The organism is Aquimarina algiphila (assembly GCF_947494415.1).
In the GTDB taxonomy this organism is placed as follows: domain Bacteria; phylum Bacteroidota; class Bacteroidia; order Flavobacteriales; family Flavobacteriaceae; genus Aquimarina; species Aquimarina algiphila.
The window spans coordinates 418,033-433,611 of sequence record NZ_CANLVC010000008.1; the positions used below are offsets into that span (position 1 = coordinate 418,033).

At 32.2% G+C, this 15,579-nt stretch carries 20 protein-coding genes; 4 read left to right on the forward strand and 16 right to left on the reverse strand.

Translation table 11 applies throughout. The annotated features are described in order from the left end of the window. Positions 1–879: 879 nt before the first annotated feature. Positions 880–1,407 (forward strand): hypothetical protein, encoded by a 528-nt coding sequence (locus PQF96_RS19595; RefSeq protein ID WP_271767917.1) that lies wholly within the window; start codon positions 880–882, stop codon positions 1,405–1,407. Between the two features lies 1 nt (position 1,408). Here PQF96_RS19595 and PQF96_RS19600 read toward each other — a convergent pair whose 3' ends face one another. Beyond that, entirely contained in the window at positions 1,409–1,978 is a 570-nt protein-coding gene (locus PQF96_RS19600) for a DUF4251 domain-containing protein (protein WP_271767918.1), read from the reverse strand. Between the two features lie 106 nt (positions 1,979–2,084). Then, complete coding sequence (locus PQF96_RS19605; protein ID WP_271767919.1) at positions 2,085–2,663, reverse strand: hypothetical protein; 579 nt, start codon at positions 2,661–2,663, stop codon at positions 2,085–2,087. Between the two features lie 115 nt (positions 2,664–2,778). Here PQF96_RS19605 and PQF96_RS19610 point away from each other — a divergent pair, with 115 nt between their 5' ends. Beyond that, positions 2,779–3,987, forward strand: coding sequence for a multidrug effflux MFS transporter (locus PQF96_RS19610; protein WP_271767920.1), 1,209 nt, complete (start codon positions 2,779–2,781; stop codon positions 3,985–3,987). Position 3,988: 1 nt separating this feature from the next. Here PQF96_RS19610 and PQF96_RS19615 read toward each other — a convergent pair whose 3' ends face one another. The 4 genes from PQF96_RS19615 to PQF96_RS19630 all read right to left on the reverse strand — a co-directional run bounded on the left by PQF96_RS19615 (position 3,989) and on the right by PQF96_RS19630 (position 5,789). Continuing rightward, a complete protein-coding gene (locus tag PQF96_RS19615) occupies positions 3,989–4,447 on the reverse strand; it encodes a methyltransferase family protein (protein WP_271767921.1) in 459 nt (152 codons plus the stop codon). Between the two features lie 338 nt (positions 4,448–4,785). Continuing rightward, positions 4,786–4,986: a hypothetical protein gene (locus PQF96_RS19620; protein ID WP_271767922.1), complete on the reverse strand. Its 201-nt coding sequence runs from the start codon at positions 4,984–4,986 to the stop codon at positions 4,786–4,788. Next, the gene (locus PQF96_RS19625; RefSeq protein WP_271767923.1) at positions 4,971–5,339 is read right to left on the reverse strand and encodes a rhodanese-like domain-containing protein; all 369 of its coding nucleotides are present in this window, start codon (positions 5,337–5,339) and stop codon (positions 4,971–4,973) included. Before PQF96_RS19625 ends, PQF96_RS19620 begins: the two co-directional genes overlap by 16 nt. A gap of 276 nt (positions 5,340–5,615) precedes the next feature. Beyond that, the gene (locus tag PQF96_RS19630) at positions 5,616–5,789 is read right to left on the reverse strand and encodes a hypothetical protein (protein ID WP_271767924.1); all 174 of its coding nucleotides are present in this window, start codon (positions 5,787–5,789) and stop codon (positions 5,616–5,618) included. Positions 5,790–6,134: 345 nt separating this feature from the next. On the opposite strand from PQF96_RS19630, the gene PQF96_RS19635 reads away from it, so the two are divergent. Both PQF96_RS19635 and PQF96_RS19640 read left to right on the forward strand, forming a co-directional pair. Beyond that, positions 6,135–6,719 carry a YceI family protein gene (locus PQF96_RS19635; RefSeq protein WP_109438646.1) on the forward strand — a complete coding sequence of 195 codons (585 nt, stop codon included), beginning with the start codon at positions 6,135–6,137 and terminating at the stop codon, positions 6,717–6,719. 35 nt (positions 6,720–6,754) lie between these two features. Further along, a complete protein-coding gene (locus PQF96_RS19640) occupies positions 6,755–7,681 on the forward strand; it encodes a leucine-rich repeat domain-containing protein (RefSeq protein ID WP_271767925.1) in 927 nt (308 codons plus the stop codon). Positions 7,682–7,700: 19 nt separating this feature from the next. Here PQF96_RS19640 and PQF96_RS19645 read toward each other — a convergent pair whose 3' ends face one another. From PQF96_RS19645 to PQF96_RS19690, 10 genes are all read right to left on the reverse strand, one after another. Then, positions 7,701–8,246 carry a 4'-phosphopantetheinyl transferase superfamily protein gene (locus PQF96_RS19645; RefSeq protein ID WP_271767926.1) on the reverse strand — a complete coding sequence of 182 codons (546 nt, stop codon included), beginning with the start codon at positions 8,244–8,246 and terminating at the stop codon, positions 7,701–7,703. Then, entirely contained in the window at positions 8,243–8,497 is a 255-nt protein-coding gene (locus PQF96_RS19650) for a phosphopantetheine-binding protein (RefSeq protein ID WP_109438643.1), read from the reverse strand. The genes PQF96_RS19645 and PQF96_RS19650 overlap by 4 nt, the downstream gene beginning before the upstream one ends. A gap of 64 nt (positions 8,498–8,561) precedes the next feature. Beyond that, positions 8,562–9,836, reverse strand: a complete 1,275-nt coding sequence (locus PQF96_RS19655; RefSeq protein ID WP_271767927.1) for a beta-ketoacyl-[acyl-carrier-protein] synthase family protein — start codon at positions 9,834–9,836, stop codon at positions 8,562–8,564. Next, positions 9,826–10,725: an alpha/beta hydrolase fold domain-containing protein gene (locus tag PQF96_RS19660; protein ID WP_271767928.1), complete on the reverse strand. Its 900-nt coding sequence runs from the start codon at positions 10,723–10,725 to the stop codon at positions 9,826–9,828. The genes PQF96_RS19655 and PQF96_RS19660 overlap by 11 nt, the downstream gene beginning before the upstream one ends. A 9-nt stretch (positions 10,726–10,734) precedes the next feature. Beyond that, positions 10,735–11,172 carry a 3-hydroxyacyl-ACP dehydratase FabZ family protein gene (locus PQF96_RS19665; protein WP_271767929.1) on the reverse strand — a complete coding sequence of 146 codons (438 nt, stop codon included), beginning with the start codon at positions 11,170–11,172 and terminating at the stop codon, positions 10,735–10,737. 12 nt (positions 11,173–11,184) lie between these two features. After that, positions 11,185–11,676 carry a hypothetical protein gene (locus tag PQF96_RS19670; RefSeq protein ID WP_271767930.1) on the reverse strand — a complete coding sequence of 164 codons (492 nt, stop codon included), beginning with the start codon at positions 11,674–11,676 and terminating at the stop codon, positions 11,185–11,187. An 84-nt stretch (positions 11,677–11,760) separates the two neighbouring features. Further along, entirely contained in the window at positions 11,761–12,552 is a 792-nt protein-coding gene (locus tag PQF96_RS19675) for an SDR family oxidoreductase (RefSeq protein ID WP_109438638.1), read from the reverse strand. A gap of 40 nt (positions 12,553–12,592) precedes the next feature. Beyond that, the gene (locus PQF96_RS19680) at positions 12,593–13,645 is read right to left on the reverse strand and encodes a type III polyketide synthase (protein ID WP_143917738.1); all 1,053 of its coding nucleotides are present in this window, start codon (positions 13,643–13,645) and stop codon (positions 12,593–12,595) included. Between the two features lie 20 nt (positions 13,646–13,665). Further along, a complete protein-coding gene (locus PQF96_RS19685; RefSeq protein WP_271767931.1) occupies positions 13,666–14,385 on the reverse strand; it encodes a methyltransferase domain-containing protein in 720 nt (239 codons plus the stop codon). Continuing rightward, entirely contained in the window at positions 14,379–15,509 is a 1,131-nt protein-coding gene (locus PQF96_RS19690; RefSeq protein ID WP_271767932.1) for an NAD(P)/FAD-dependent oxidoreductase, read from the reverse strand. Before PQF96_RS19690 ends, PQF96_RS19685 begins: the two co-directional genes overlap by 7 nt. Positions 15,510–15,579: the final 70 nt, after the last annotated feature.

Here is a 15,579-nt window from a genome sequence, read left to right on the forward strand (position 1 = left end):
TTTAATCTGTGTTCTGTTGTTAGCATGTGCATAGACGAGTTTACCAAATTGATCCTGTGAATCAATTTTGTAAAGCTGCGAGATGATGCGGCTGGATAATGTTTGCAGAGATACAAACTATAAACTTTAAAAATACTTATGCGGCAACGTCACGAGAACTGCGATAGCAATCTTGAGCTCTTAAAACAATATAAACCTCGCGAAAAATCGCGTAAAAACTTTTATCACGTATATTTTATCAAATACGCGATTTATAAGCTACCTAAATAAAAGAGTTTGCTTTTTTTGGTACTATCATAAACGTCTTAAAATAATTTTAATGACCCCAGTAGCTAATATTGCTATGAAATAGAATTATCCTGGGATATTTTACATAGTATTACATTATAGCTACGAATGAGCTTAACGTTTCGCAAATTGACTTTTACATAATTACTATCGATATAAAACACTTGCGTGTTATGATATCTGTAATTATGTAAAATACTACGTATGCGTCAATTTGCTATAATATACATTTGTACTATAATTTATATTATGTAAAATAGAATATTTAGGAAGCTCCCTATCGGTTAAATTTGTTATACTCTTTTAATTCCATAAATTCTGATTACAATCACACTCTTTTAATAAGGATTCATTTTATTTTGCTATATTCAATTAAGTTTCTAACATACTTTTATATTGAAAGAATTTAACCCCCTACAGTATTTTTTATATCTCAGTTGTCTCACAGTTATTATAACGTCGCTTTTTTTTGACAAACATTATTTGAGCATTTTGCTTCCGATCACGTTACTATTTCTATTGCTTACCTATTTATACCAAGTTTTTAAAAGAAAACATCTAAAAATAAATTTCTTTTTTATCATTAGTATTATGTCTTTAATGATATCAGACCACTTAATATATGTAAGTTTTACAGATTACTTTTCAGATATGTGCATTTGTATCATTATTTATGCCTTATTTTCTTCTTTAGCATTAAAAAAGTACTGTGCACCTATTACATTTCGATGGAAAACGACAATGACACTTCCATTATTCATTAGTATTGGTTTACTGGGGTATCTTATTTTTTCAATTTCAGACTTAGTATTAGAATTACTACCCAATGCTATTCCTTATATTGTATCTACAATTTTGACATTATTGTTATATGCTGGAATTTCCTATTACATATATGTATCAGACACTTATAGTCATGGTATTAAACTGCTCATATCGGCTTTTTTATGTCAATTTGTTGTAGGTTTTACCGTTATTAATGAGCTATTTTTATTGAATAATTTCTGTACATTCTTTATTGTTTCAGCACATATTTTGGGCATCTATATATTCATGAAGTTTTTGGTAGAACAAGATCCTACCACAATACAAGATTCTATTAAAAAACACTTATTATAATCTATTGTGTAGTGACTGTAGCTGTACTTTTTTCTGATAGTTTAGATACGTTTCCTCTATAGTTAATGGTAGTTCGATAATTACTATTAACGCTAATGTCACTCTTTAAATTAGCGTATAACCGTATAATAATTCTATAGGATTCCTGAATATCGTCAACATTAAATTTGATCAAATACAGTTGTTTTTTCTCGTTATATTCTACCTTATAATTATCATATGCTCCTTTTAACTTTATACCAGCATCTGTACTGTATCTACCTGATAATCTACGCTCTCCAAAATATGGTAAATATACATCAACACTATCTCCATCCATTCTAAAATGGTTACCGTTGCCTATCAAACTAATATTGTTTACCGTGCTTCCCGGAGGAAGTAATCCACTATTGGCTACGGCATTAACACTTGTCGTAGTAAGCGGTGAAGCCCAATCAGAGATAATCTCATACTTCTTTTGAGTTACTATTTCATCTAATGCTTTACGCTGTGCTTCAGTAACCTCAATACTTTGAGTGCTTCCGCAACTTATCAATATCCCGCCTATAAGTACTAAAAAAAGAGTCTTCATTTTATCATGATTTATATGCTACATCTATCAATTTTCATACCAAATATACGCTTTTTAAGCATGACTTACGGCTATAAAGCACAGTAAATCAGTGATTAACTCTTAATTAAAATTTAAACTTACCTTTTACCGAAAACATATTTGGATTATTATATGGTGCCAGAGTCGACGTATTAAAATTAAAATCTTGTTTTACTTCTAAAGAAAAATTAGCATTTACATCATACCCAACTCCATTAATCATTTTAAAAATCGGCGGAATTGGTTCTGCTCCATAGCTAAAAGATCTGGTAAACTCCACTTCTCCTCCTGTAAAAACATACAACTTATCAGATACATATCGTTTAGCTTTTAAAGGAACAATAAAAACATCCATTAAATCATAAATATAATAATGGCCTTCTAACTCTGCATGAAAATTAGAACTAAATTCATAGTCAATGGTAAAACTAGATTGTTTTCCCGGACTAAAATGAGTAATCAGACTCGGTCGACCAACATAAGAAACTCCGTCGATGGTTAGTCTACTTTTTCTTCTGGCAGGTACAGAAGTATAGCTTTCATTTTGTGCCATTATAGTATCTCCAAAAAAAACAGCAGCACATACCATCGCAGTAGTTATAATGTAATTTTTATTTTTTCTAGATATGAATGATAATACTAAAAAGAAGTTGTTTTTCATCATGTTGGTTAATACAGTTTTATTAAAATAACTATAAAAAAATATACACGTTACAAATCCTAAATAATTATAACATTACTTTATCATTTAACAATAGTAAAACGGCTACTTTTGTGGGATGTTAAAAAAGAAGCTCGCTCAGTTCGAATTTGTAACACTCATGGCATCCTTAATGTCTATTGTTGCTTTGGCCATAGATGCTCTTCTACCTGCATTAGATATTATCGGAGTTACTATTGGTGTCACACAAATCGCAGATAATCAATTATTAATTACCATGATCTTTTTGGGACTTGGTATTGGCCCACTCTTTTTTGGGCCTATATCTGATAGTTTTGGTAGAAAACCTGTAGTCTATATGGGATTTTTACTCTTTATCATTGCAAGTTTTATATGCATTTTTGCTACAAGTATAGAAATGATGGTGGTAGGAAGGATTTTACAAGGAATCGGACTTTCTGCACCCAGAACGATCGCAATAGCAATGATTAGAGATATCTATAGTGGTGATTATATGGCACGTATTATGTCATTTGTTACCGTAGTATTTCTTCTCGTACCTATTATTGCTCCTGCTTTGGGTAAATTTGTATTAGACCACTATAATTGGCAAGCTATTTTCTACATACAATTAATTTTTGGTCTGTTGGTCTCTTTTTGGTTCTGGAAACGACAAGCAGAAACCCTCGACGTTTCAAAACGTATAAAATTTACTTCTAATATTTTCTTGGATGGGCTAAAAGAACTATTAAAATATAAAACAACAATGGGATATACGCTCATCTCTGGTTTTATAGTAGGTTCGTTTATGGTATATTTAAGTACTTCGCAACAGATTTTTGAGCAACAGTATAACCTAAAAGAAGAATTTCCATATATATTTGGCCTTTTGGCTATAGCTATTGGATCTGCTATTTTCCTTAATGGGACACTGGTATTAAAGTACGGAATGGAAAAATTGGTAACCACTTCCCTATTTGCTTTTTTTGTTATTTCTCTTCTATATATCGTTTTGTTTCATAATTCACCAAACCCTAATGTTGTTATTCTATTGATTTTCTTCGGAATACAATTTTTTGCGATTGGATTTTTATTTGGAAACTTAAGAGCTCTTGCCATGGAACCTATCGGTCATATTGCAGGAATAGGTGCCGCCATAACAGGATTTATATCTACTATAATGGCCGTTCCTATTAGCACCTATATCGGAAGGTTTGTTATAACCTCTACTCTACCTCTATTTATAGGCTTTTTAGTCTGTTCGATATTATCTATTGTAATCCTTATGTATTTAAAAGTATCTGCAAAAAAAATGATAAACGCATAATCTAGTTTAACCATTTTGGTAGAAAACGTCCTGTACGCTTCTTGTATGAGGTATACTGTAAAAACATCTTTGCTAAACGTTCTTCTTCATATACAGATTTAAAATAAAAAAGAACATAGAGTACAATAGTCACTAATATCTTAAAAAGAGATCCTATATATATCCCATAGCCAAAAGTGATCAATAGAATTGCGGTATAAATTGGATGCCTTATATAACGATAAACCCCATTTTGTATCAAGTTAGCGCCTGATTTTGGGCTAGGAAACGGAGATAGGTTTGTATTGAGTTGTATTGTAGCAATGAGTATAAGAAATCCACCCAAAATGGCTATAGATATACCTATAATTCGTATAAAATGTAATACATCAAAATTTAAAAAATCGCTATCAAACAGATAGATGATAAATAAACAAAACTGTATAACTACAAAACCAATGTCTTTAGTTTTTAATTTCATATCCTTAACGTATGAAAATAAATATATCGGTTACTAAAATATTAAAGCTGTCAAAAAAGTATACTCCTCTATCCAATTGAATTCTGAAATCCAGAAAAACAAAACATTTTGACAAATGTGTTTTGATAAAATTCAATCTGACAATGTCGAAGTTTGAGCCTTTTATGACAGCTTCCCAAATTACTTAGTTTCTTTTTTAGCAATTAAATTCCCTAAGAACTATAAACACAAATATATTCTGAAAAAAAATAAAATACTGTGACAAATGTTACATGTATTTACTCAAAAAACATAACAACAACAATATCAATTACATACATAACTATATATGAATAATTCTATTGTAATTTATTTTCCAAGCGATCCAATCGTTCTTCAATTTTTATTAATTTTTGAAGGATCAGAATATGAGTTTTTTTAGCATCAATCCCTACAGGACTAGTATCACTATGAATTTCTTTGGCAATACTCTCATATTGTTCTTTGTCCATCATTTTTTTAAGTTTTATAGTATTCTTAATAGTTATTGATTGCTCCATGCCTTATATCCTCCTTTAAAATCAAAGATTTTTTTAAACCCCATTGCAGCCAGCTTCTTACTAGCACGATTGCTTCTACCACCAGAGTAGCAGTATATATAGATTGGCTTTTCTTTATCTAATTTTTGAAACGCTATAGAAAATTGTTGAGCATCATAACTATTAATATTGATAGCATCATCTATAAAACCAGCCTTATATTCTCTTGGAGTACGAATATCAATGAGTTGTACATCTTTACCTATAACTGCACTTTTGAAGGTTTCAATATCTATAATTTTAATTATATCTTCTTTTTGATAGCTAAAAGAACCATATGAAAATATGGCCCATAGAATAATTAATATTTTCATGTATTTGACACGTATAATGGCAGCTTAATATATAATAGAAAGAAGTAACGATTTATTATCACTACGCAGGTGATTAGCAGTTAGAGCAACTAGAGGTTAAAAATATTTATGACTCTATCCCATAACATTATACTATTGTTCCTTCTCTATCAAATAGCTTTTCATATAATTTTAGACAAAGGTACAATACCTTATTTTTTTATGAAGTAACAAAAGTCACAAACGAAGTATTTATCACACCAAAAAAAGGTGTATTCATGATCTCAAGATGTTATATTAGGAATTCAGAGATTTATTATTTTGTTCATCATCCTCCGGAGCAAATAACTCCCCATTTCCTGCGATGGCAAACTGATCTCTTTTTGATCCATATCCAAAATTTGAAGATCTACGATATTTTGTCTGGAAATCTGCAAAGCGTCTTTTTTTTCTAGATTTTTCTTTACTCATAATTCAACTTTTTAGGTTCATGAATTGGCTAACGATCAATGGTCTTTCTAATTTATTACTTTTTTTACTTTTAATCTATTCATTTGTATCACTTTATATTTATTTTAAGAGCTCTTGTAATCCAAAATCCTACAAACTCATATGTTTCTATGGTTAGCCTGTAATTTTTAACATAATTCTTTGTAATACCCTTTTATCAAAACTATGTTGTTCAATCCCAAGATGAAAGAGGCAAAACACCTAATATCAACTAGTGAATTTCCCCCGACAAGCAATATCTAAATTTGATAAGCCTTGGAATGATTCTTGATTCTTGTTATCTTTAAAAATAATTATCATACTCCCATGAAAGCTTTAATAAGTATTTTACTCACTGTTCTTATCTCACAAGGATTTGCTCAAACTGATTTTCCAAATGAAATCAATATATCTAATAATACCAGCGAATATGCTTTGATTAATGATTATCGAGGATTGACTATTGACAAGGAAAAATCAAGGATTTCTTTTGATTTTGTTTCAGAAGAAACATCCGGGACTATTTCTGGCCTAGATTTTAAAATAGATTTTAATCCTTCTGATCCCGACAATGCATCTTTTAGCGGTACTGCGCTAATTAAAACATTAGATACCGATAATTTTTTAAGAGACGGACATCTCATGTGGGAAAAATTCTTTTACAAGAAAAAATATCCTAAAATCAAATTTGAAAGCACACAAGTTGTTCCTTTTGATACGAACACCTATAAAGTTATTGGTATGCTTACCATTAAAGAAACCAAGAAAGAAGTGATCATCACCTTTTCTCTTGATGATAAAAAATTATTAGGTAAAACCACAATTTACACCAGCGATTTTGGAGTTAACATACACGATGAGCGAGAAAAAAACAAGCTAGATGTTCGCTTTTACTTTCCTGTTATTCAATAAATAATTCTGGCTCTTTTATAAAATTCCTACCAGTTATGAAAATAACTACTTTTATCATTTTGCTTACATTAAGCTCTATATTCACCACATCGTATGGTCAAAATCCAACGCGATATACTTCTTTTAAAGATGCTCTAACTACAACTAACGAGGTAGTATGGTTAGACTTGAATAAAGAAAACCTGGTTGATTTTGAGAAGCAGATCATTAAACTGCCAAAAATAAAGGTATTATTCTTAACCAATTGTAAGCTAACCACTCTTCCTAATGGCATAGAGAAATTGAATACATTAGAACTATTAAAACTCTCTAAAAATGCATTGACATCACTCCCTATGAATCTTAAAAATTTAGATCATATCGATGTTATTAATCTAAGAGAGAACCAATTTAAAAAACTACCCGAAGTTATACTGCAATGGCCTAAACTAAGAGAGATTGATCTAGGATATAATTTAGAGTTACAGCTCCCAAAAGTAATCACTACTTTAACTAAAGTTAAAAAACTAGACAAACTCGTATTAGATGGGAATAAAATACAAAGACTTCCTGAAAACATAAAAAACCTTAATACTTTGCAAGAGTTTAGTCTCGCTAATAACCCTAACTTAGATTTGCCGTATACATTTAAGATTATTGCTCAAATGAAATCTCTAAGTATATTAGATTTGAAGTATAATAACCTGCAATCTGTCCCTGCAGAAATTGCTTTAGCGAAAAATTTGAAAGGTTTGGTATTAGATAAAAATCCAGAACTACACATGGCAGAAGTTGTAAAGAATATTGATCAATCAGAAAGTCTAAAAGTTCTCTTATTAAGAAACAACGAGTTTACATCACTGCCAAAAGACCTAAAAGGGTTTTCAAAATTAGAAGTATTAGAATTAAGCAATAATCATTTCTCTGAGGAAGAACAAGCCAGAATCAAAACAGCTTTACCCAATACAAAAGTGATTTTCTAAATCCTGATTTATATATTCTTTATTCTAGCCCTATAACAAACGCTGAATATTGGCCATGGTGTGTTATGGAAATTGGAATGTCTTCTGCTTTTTGATCTATACGTACCATAGGGATTCCATTACCATCTTTCTTAATTGTAACTATAGACGAATCTATCTTATAGTTTTCAGCAATCTTTTGTAATAACAAGGGATGCATTCTTAGTGTTTCATCAAAAATCTGAGTATCATACTCGATATTAGATGCTTTTGCTATGCTATAAATGTATTTTTCTGTAATCATTGTAGAGGTTTTATAGACACACTTGCCAATCGTTACCTCCCCTCCTAACGTACAATTAAAATCTTTTGGATTATACTTTGGCAGATGTCCAAATCGTCTTTGATGGGCTTTATAAACAGCCTCTTTCATGCTCCAAAACTTCCAAACTTGTATTTCAGGATGATCAGCTTCAAAAATATAGTGTTGTTCTATCGCAGTAAATATCTTTTGCACCCATCCTTTTCTTTTCCAATTGCTTTCTGTTCTGGAAAGTGCAAGATCTACAATATCATTACCAATCACTTTACAGCAAGTTTATGTTCTATTACTTCTATTGAAGCCTTCACCGTTAACATTTTTTCCATCGCTTCATTATCAATTTCAATATCAAACTCATCTTCTACATCCAGCACTACATCAACCAAATTTGCAGAATTAATCTCCAGATCTTTTATAAAGTCAGTGTTCTCAGTAAGGTTTTTAAGCCCTTCCTGATTTTGAACGTACGGAGTTATGATAATTTTCAATTTAGATAATAATTCTTCTTTAGTCATAAATCATTTTTGTTATTAGTACTATTATGTCAATTCTTATGTAAAACGAAATTCAACATAATTATTAATATTTTTTAAAGATAACACAGGCATTTACATCCCCAAATCCAAAACTGGCTTTTGCTATTATATTTGCTGAAAAATCAAGTGTTTTTGTAGGTATCTTATCTCTATCTACCAAAGACTCAATGTCTGGATGCAAATCTTCACAATTAATATTTCCGAAAATAAACTTTTCTTTTAATTGTAATACTGCAGCTACACTTTCGATACTTCCAGAAGCCGCGAGGCAATGTCCAACAAGGCTTTTTAATGAATTAATATAAGGAAAATCAGCTCCTTTTCTGCCTAATGCTTCACACCAATTTTGTATTTCTGCACTATCCTTTGTAGTCGCTGTAAGGTGTCCATTAATCGCATCAACTTCATCCGCTGTTATCCCTGATTTCTCTATCGCTCTCTTTATACATTGCTGTACTGCTTCACTATTGGGTGCAGTCATACTTCCTCCGCTACGTTGCCCACCACTATTTACATGTCCGCCTAAAATTTCTGCATAAATGGTCGCTCCTCTTTTTTGAGCACTATCCAGACTCTCGATGACAAGAGCCCCTGCTCCACTACCTGGCACAAAACCACTAGCACTTGCACTCATAGGTCGAGAAGCTTCTACAGGGGTATCATTATATTTATATGGGAGAATACGCATAGCATCAAACCCTCCCCATACATATGGCCCGCTATCACTAGTGCTTCCTGCAAGTATGATTTCTGCCGAACCACTTGTTATTCGATCATAGGCCATTAAAATTGCTTCTGTACCCGTACTACATGCAGAGGAATTTGTAGTTACAACATTACCACACCCTAACATACCTCCCAAAAATGCGCTAATACCACTAGCCATAGTTTGAATAACGGTTGTACTACCAAGACGTCTTACATTTCCTTCATCGACCTTATAAATTGCTTCTCTAAATTTATCAACTCCTAATATTCCTGTACCAAAAATAACTCCGGCATCCCATAACGGAGTATCAGTATCATTAATCGATAATCCAGCATCTTTCCATGCATCTATACCCGAAATCACACCGTACTCCATCCCTGAGGCCTGTAATCCTCTAAGCTGAATTGAATTAAAGTAATTGTTTAAGTAATCTTTTTTATAATTCGGTAAACCAGCAATTTGACATGAAAATTTAAGCTCTTTTAATACTTCAATCAAACGTATACCACTTGTACCATTTTGAATAGCTTTACTAAAAACTGAAACGTTCGTTCCATTAGGGGCTACTACACCCAAACCTGTAATCACTACACGCCGTTTACTTATCATTTATAACCGAATTAATAATGGTTATTATTTTTTGCAATCCAACTTTTGCTTCGGGCATTATTGGCAAAATAGGCCAAACATGGGGCATTCCTTTTCCCACAATAACATCGATCTCTCCCTTATTTTGTTTCACTTTTTCGACAAATAACTCCTGATCAGGCGTAAGTATATCATCTGTAGCCATAAAAAGATGTATTGGGGGCAGATTACTACACTCTCCGTATAAAGGCGAAATCAAAGGATCTTTTAACGACAGGGATCCAGCGCACATAGTATTTGCAGACCTTACTCCTTTAAGACTTAGAATAATATCTTTTACATCAACTTCTGGTATTTTGGTATTTGTTACGCTTGCATCTACCAGTGGTGAAATAGGAATCAAACAGTTAGGAGTATTTTTTTGCTCTCTTTGTAATCGCTGAGCTAATGTAAGTATCAGGCTTCCACCTGCAGAATCCCCTAGTAAAATAATCTTTGAGGCATTATACACTTTAGTTGCCTCTATATATGCCTGGTATACATTATCTGTAATTACATCTATAGTGTGCTCTGGTGCTTTAGGATAATCTATCATACATGCTCTAGCCCCTGTCTCTTTAGCTATTTTGGCTAATGCTTTCCAATTTTCTTGTGTTGGTCCATAGACAAAAGCTCCTCCGTGACAATACATTAAAAGGATATCTGTTTTGATATTTTTAGGAGTGATATATGTTATTTTACTTTGAAGATGCTCTTTGATCTCATATGTACTACCCAAAAACAGTCTTCTATTTGGCACATGAACATCTTGCTTTCTTTTTTTGATATAGTCAATCGGATCCTGAGACCATGTTTTTTTCTCCCCTTTTAACTTAAGTACTAATTTTACTAAAGAATATCCTAAACTCATGTGATTATTTTACTTTTTAAATGCTATACCCGCTACAACACCTTTTGCCACCAAAATATCATCTGCATTGTACATAGCTACATTGCATTTTAGTTTATTAAACCTAAAATACACCTTATCTGCAATCACTATTATTTTTTCTCCTGGAAAAACGGGTTTATTAAAATTCATTTCACTACTAGTCATTGCTACACTCCATTCTCCCTGATCCCATTTACCTTTTAAAAGGTAAATTCCAAAACAGGCCATTCCTATTTGGGCCATACACTCTGTAAGGATTACTCCAGGAGTAATAGGATTATCTTTAAAATGACCTTCATAAAAATATTCGTCATTCAGAAATGTATATCCCCCTTTGATATGATCATCGTCAATCTCAATAATCTCATCTACAAACAAAAAAGGTTTGCTATAGGGCAATTTCTGTATAATATCTTCCTTCTTCAACGTATATTAATTTTAAAATGCACAACCATTGGGAAGTGGTTGCGTTGTTTCTAATTCAGCTGCAAAAGTCTTATCCAAAACACTTTCTACAAGCCCTTGACTCACATTGCCTTTAAAGACTTTTGTCCCATATCCACTAGTATTCATATGTGCTCGGACATACACTATCTGATCTTTTGAAATAGCAACAGAACCTCCAGATCTAACAAAAGGCTGCTCATTGACATGACTATGAGCCAAAATTCTACGATACAACAATTTACCATCTTCAGAAATAACTTCCCACCAATCTGCATATTGATTACATCCTGTATCAGGGCTTTTGATTCCTACATTAAAAGAATAGCTGTTTTCATCTCCAGAGACTACTACACTTACAATCTCTGCGGTAGCATTTGCATCAATATCCGGCGTCATATCAGAAGCTCTATCATCATCATTTTTACATGACATTGTTGTATTTGCCAATAACGGTAAACATAACAGAATAAATATATATTTCATTGTGTCTTTACTTGATTTATTAATACTATATTTTAATATAAATATTTAACAAAGTGATTATTTATATAGTGTTATATCATATTATTACGAAAGATGCTCTCCTCCATTTACAGGAATAACACATCCATTAATCCAAAAGGCTTCATCTTTACACAACAAATACACTGCATTAGCTACATCATCAGGTTCTGTAAGCCTATTATAAGGATTACGCAACAGACTGTGTTTAATGATTTGTTCATGACCAGGTATCATCCTCAAAGATTGTGTGTCAACCGCACCTGGCTGTAAACAATTAGCTTTGATACCATAAGGAGCAAATTCTAGAGCAATACTTCTTGTAATTGCCTCAAGAGCTACTTTTGCAGCAGAAACTGCTGCATAATTCTTCCATGCTTTTGTATTTCCTTCACTGGTAAAAGAAATCACCCTTGTATCTTTTCCAAATAATTGTGCTTTAAAAATAGCAGTTACCCAATCATAAAGACTAATAGCCATTGCCTCTATGGTAAGATGAAAATCATCATTCTTTAGTAATTGATCAGTATTTACCATTGGTTTCAAATTTCCTTTGGCAACACTATGTATTAATGCTTTTATACTCCCTTGACCTATATGATTCTTAATTTCGGTTATTACTAGATTTCGTTTTTCAGGATGTAACAAATCGACATTAAAAGAAAGTAAATCCACTCCTAGGTTCCTAATACCTTCAAAACTTTCCTCAATCTGACTGATTTCACTTTTACGATTTCGATGTATTATAATAACATTCATACCATGAGATGCCAGTTTTTGAGCTGATGCAAGTCCAAGACCTGTACTTCCTCCTAATATGAGTACCCATTCATTTTTATTTGTAAACTCCTTATTCATAGTAAAGATTTTCTTAGGTGGAAATAAAAATAATGTATTATTACCATTCTAATAGTATTCTTTGTGCTGAAAACCCGGGACCAAAACTTAACATAAGCCCTATCTCTCCTGGTGATGGCTTTTTCTCTATAAATCGTTCTAAAACGTATAAAACAGTAGCACTGCTCATATTACCGTATTCTAATAGAACCGCCTTAGTATCTTCTATATTTTTACCAAGATGTCCAAAAAGTTCTTCTACGGTCTGCACTATTTTCTTTCCTCCAGGATGAAAAACAAGATGATCAACATCCTCAATTGTCTTATTATATTTTTTTAAAAAAGGATGAATCACATTAGGAAAATGCTCAGCAATAGTTTCAGGAACTTTAGGATCTAATATCATTTGTAACCCACCATTCGTTAATTTAAAACCCATCATGGTTGTTGCATCGTAAAAATGATACATTTCATCCCCCAGGATTTTAGGCCCTATAGCGTCCTCTTCTGAGGATAATAGTGTACATGCTGCTCCATCACCAAAAATTGCAGCACTCACCATATTTGTCATACTATAATCATCTAACTGAAATGTTGCTGTTGGTGATTCTATCGCAATTACTGCCGCACGCTTACCAGGATTTGCCTGAAGAAAATTACGAGCATAAATAATTCCTGAAACTCCGGCCGCGCATCCCATTTCTGTAACAGGTAAACGTACAATATCTTGCTTGAGATTAAGATCATTAATAATATAAGCATCTATAGACGGAATCATAATACCTGTACAACTTACAGTAATAATATAATCCAAAGATTTAGGATCCCAATCTACTTTATCCAATGCTTTCTTTAATACAGACACGCCAAGTTTTTTGACTTCTCTAACATAGATGTCATTTTTGTCTTCAAAAGTAGTAGCACTAAAAACTTCCTCAATACTCATAATACCATAACGTCGATCTACCGCAGAATTCTCAAAGATTTTGATTACTTTTCGTTTGAAACGATCATTCTGTGTAGACAGCCACTCAGAAACAAAAGGTAAAATCTCTTTGGTTTCCCGCATGTATTGTGGTAATTGTTTTGCAACAGTAGCAATTTTTACATTCAATTTTTCTTACTTTTTTAGTGTTAACTTTCCTTTGTCATAATTACCCATCGGTATCTAAATGCCCATTTCCAATGGATATTATAATGTTGCAGATTCATCGATATGGCATACTGCAGCAATTCTTTTTTTTTAAATCCTCTTTTTATAGATATCAGTCCATCATTTTTTGCAATATATCCTTTAATAAAAAAGAAACTAAATATCTTAAACAAATAATATGCTACACCACTACGGTGAAGATCATTTATTACCACACCCACCTTGGCTAGTTCTATCATTTTTTTCATCACATCTCTTATTTCATTGCACTTTAAATGATGTAATGTCAATGTACACAGAATGATATCATAAGAAAACTTTGAAGCTTCTAGGTTTAATATATTTTGTTTTTGATATGATATCTCTGGATAAGATACACTTAGTTTTCTGGCATAAGTCAAACATTTTTCGCTTAAATCGATTCCTATCAATTTTACATTCCTTTTTTTCTTTCTCAATGATTTTGCGATAGACCGTAACATTTCACCATCACCGCATCCTAAATCAAGAATAGTAAGCTGTTGTGAAGAATCTGTATCTTCAATCAACTTATGAACTGCTCTAATTGTAATACTATTGCCTCCTAATAATTTATTTACCCTTGAAATATCAGATAAAGCCGTTTCTAGGGCTTTATCTTCGACTTCTGGGTCATCCATAAGTTCTAACTCATTACTTCTATGTTGTAAATTGATTAGCATATCAAAGGTTCCCCATGGGTTTGTTTTATAATTTTTGGAACTATTGAAGGTATTGCATTGGCTACTGCATACGATATCTGTTGTAAGTTACCATTTAGCAATATTTTTTGTAAAATTCTGCCTGCATATAATCTTTTGGAAAAAGTGTTATTCCATTTTTCAATATATAATCTCTCTATTTCTTTTCTTGATCCTGCAACTTCAGCATTATGGTTTTTAATTAATAATTCACACAACAACTGTGCACTTTGGATAGCCATAGCCATACCATTACCGCATAATGGATGAATAAGTCCTGCTGCATCACCGGTCATAAAAATATGATCTTCTACGGGATTTTTCTTTTCAAAATTAATCTGACTTATAGTTATTGGCTTATCAAACAAAAGCTCTGAACTACTAAAAAAAGTATTCAGATAAGGGTTTTGCCTCATGACTTCATCCTGAAAAACATTAATGTTTTTATGCTTTTTAAAACTATCATAGTTCACCAAATAGCATACATTTACTTTTTGATCCTCAACCATAGAAAGTCCACAATATCCGCCTTTAAAATTGTGTAATGAAACTGTATTGCTATCAAAATTTGCTTTATAATGAGCTTTTACCGCTAACCAGGGAGATTTTTTAAAGCTAAAATCTCGTTTCAATGCTTTATCTAGTGTGGTCCTCTTGCCGTATGCTCCAATAACGTAATCACAAGTTTGAACTATGTTACTATTTGTCTTTACTGAAAAGGTATCGTTTTGATATTGTATATCTATAACTTGATCATTTATCAACCTGACTCCTACTTCTTTTGCTTTTTCCCATAGATAATAATCTAATGTATATCTGCTAATCCCAAAACCACCAAGGGGTAATGTACTTTGAATACGATCTCCTTTTTGAGTTGTTATAACAAAGTTTGAAATAGTAACAGGTTGTACTTTTTCAAGATTTATATCTAAAAATTCAAAGTAAGGAAGCACCTCATTCGATATGTATTCGCCACATACTTTGTGCTTTGGGTACGTATCTTTTTCTATGAGCGTAACTAGCACACCGGCCTTTGCTAAATGAATAGCACTGGTTAATCCAGCTAGTCCCCCACCGATGATTAGTACATGTGAATTCTCATTCATTTATTGAAGATACATAAATTTTGAGCATAAAAAAATCCCGACTTAAATAGTCGGGATTTTTAACGATTTC

Coding starts and splice junctions, on each gene's coding strand:
- PQF96_RS19595 (WP_271767917.1), top strand. CDS start 880: ATGTCTTTAATGATATCAGACCACTTAATATATGTAAGTTTTACAGAT.
- PQF96_RS19600 (WP_271767918.1), bottom strand. CDS start 1,978: ATGAAGACTCTTTTTTTAGTACTTATAGGCGGGATATTGATAAGTTGC.
- PQF96_RS19605 (WP_271767919.1), bottom strand. CDS start 2,663: ATGATGAAAAACAACTTCTTTTTAGTATTATCATTCATATCTAGAAAA.
- PQF96_RS19610 (WP_271767920.1), top strand. CDS start 2,779: ATGTTAAAAAAGAAGCTCGCTCAGTTCGAATTTGTAACACTCATGGCA.
- PQF96_RS19615 (WP_271767921.1), bottom strand. CDS start 4,447: ATGAAATTAAAAACTAAAGACATTGGTTTTGTAGTTATACAGTTTTGT.
- PQF96_RS19620 (WP_271767922.1), bottom strand. CDS start 4,986: ATGGAGCAATCAATAACTATTAAGAATACTATAAAACTTAAAAAAATG.
- PQF96_RS19625 (WP_271767923.1), bottom strand. CDS start 5,339: ATGAAAATATTAATTATTCTATGGGCCATATTTTCATATGGTTCTTTT.
- PQF96_RS19630 (WP_271767924.1), bottom strand. CDS start 5,789: ATGAGTAAAGAAAAATCTAGAAAAAAAAGACGCTTTGCAGATTTCCAG.
- PQF96_RS19635 (WP_109438646.1), top strand. CDS start 6,135: ATGAAAGCTTTAATAAGTATTTTACTCACTGTTCTTATCTCACAAGGA.
- PQF96_RS19640 (WP_271767925.1), top strand. CDS start 6,755: ATGAAAATAACTACTTTTATCATTTTGCTTACATTAAGCTCTATATTC.
- PQF96_RS19650 (WP_109438643.1), bottom strand. CDS start 8,497: ATGACTAAAGAAGAATTATTATCTAAATTGAAAATTATCATAACTCCG.
- PQF96_RS19655 (WP_271767927.1), bottom strand. CDS start 9,836: ATGATAAGTAAACGGCGTGTAGTGATTACAGGTTTGGGTGTAGTAGCC.
- PQF96_RS19660 (WP_271767928.1), bottom strand. CDS start 10,725: ATGAGTTTAGGATATTCTTTAGTAAAATTAGTACTTAAGTTAAAAGGG.
- PQF96_RS19670 (WP_271767930.1), bottom strand. CDS start 11,676: ATGAAATATATATTTATTCTGTTATGTTTACCGTTATTGGCAAATACA.
- PQF96_RS19675 (WP_109438638.1), bottom strand. CDS start 12,552: ATGAATAAGGAGTTTACAAATAAAAATGAATGGGTACTCATATTAGGA.
- PQF96_RS19685 (WP_271767931.1), bottom strand. CDS start 14,385: ATGCTAATCAATTTACAACATAGAAGTAATGAGTTAGAACTTATGGAT.
- PQF96_RS19690 (WP_271767932.1), bottom strand. CDS start 15,509: ATGAATGAGAATTCACATGTACTAATCATCGGTGGGGGACTAGCTGGA.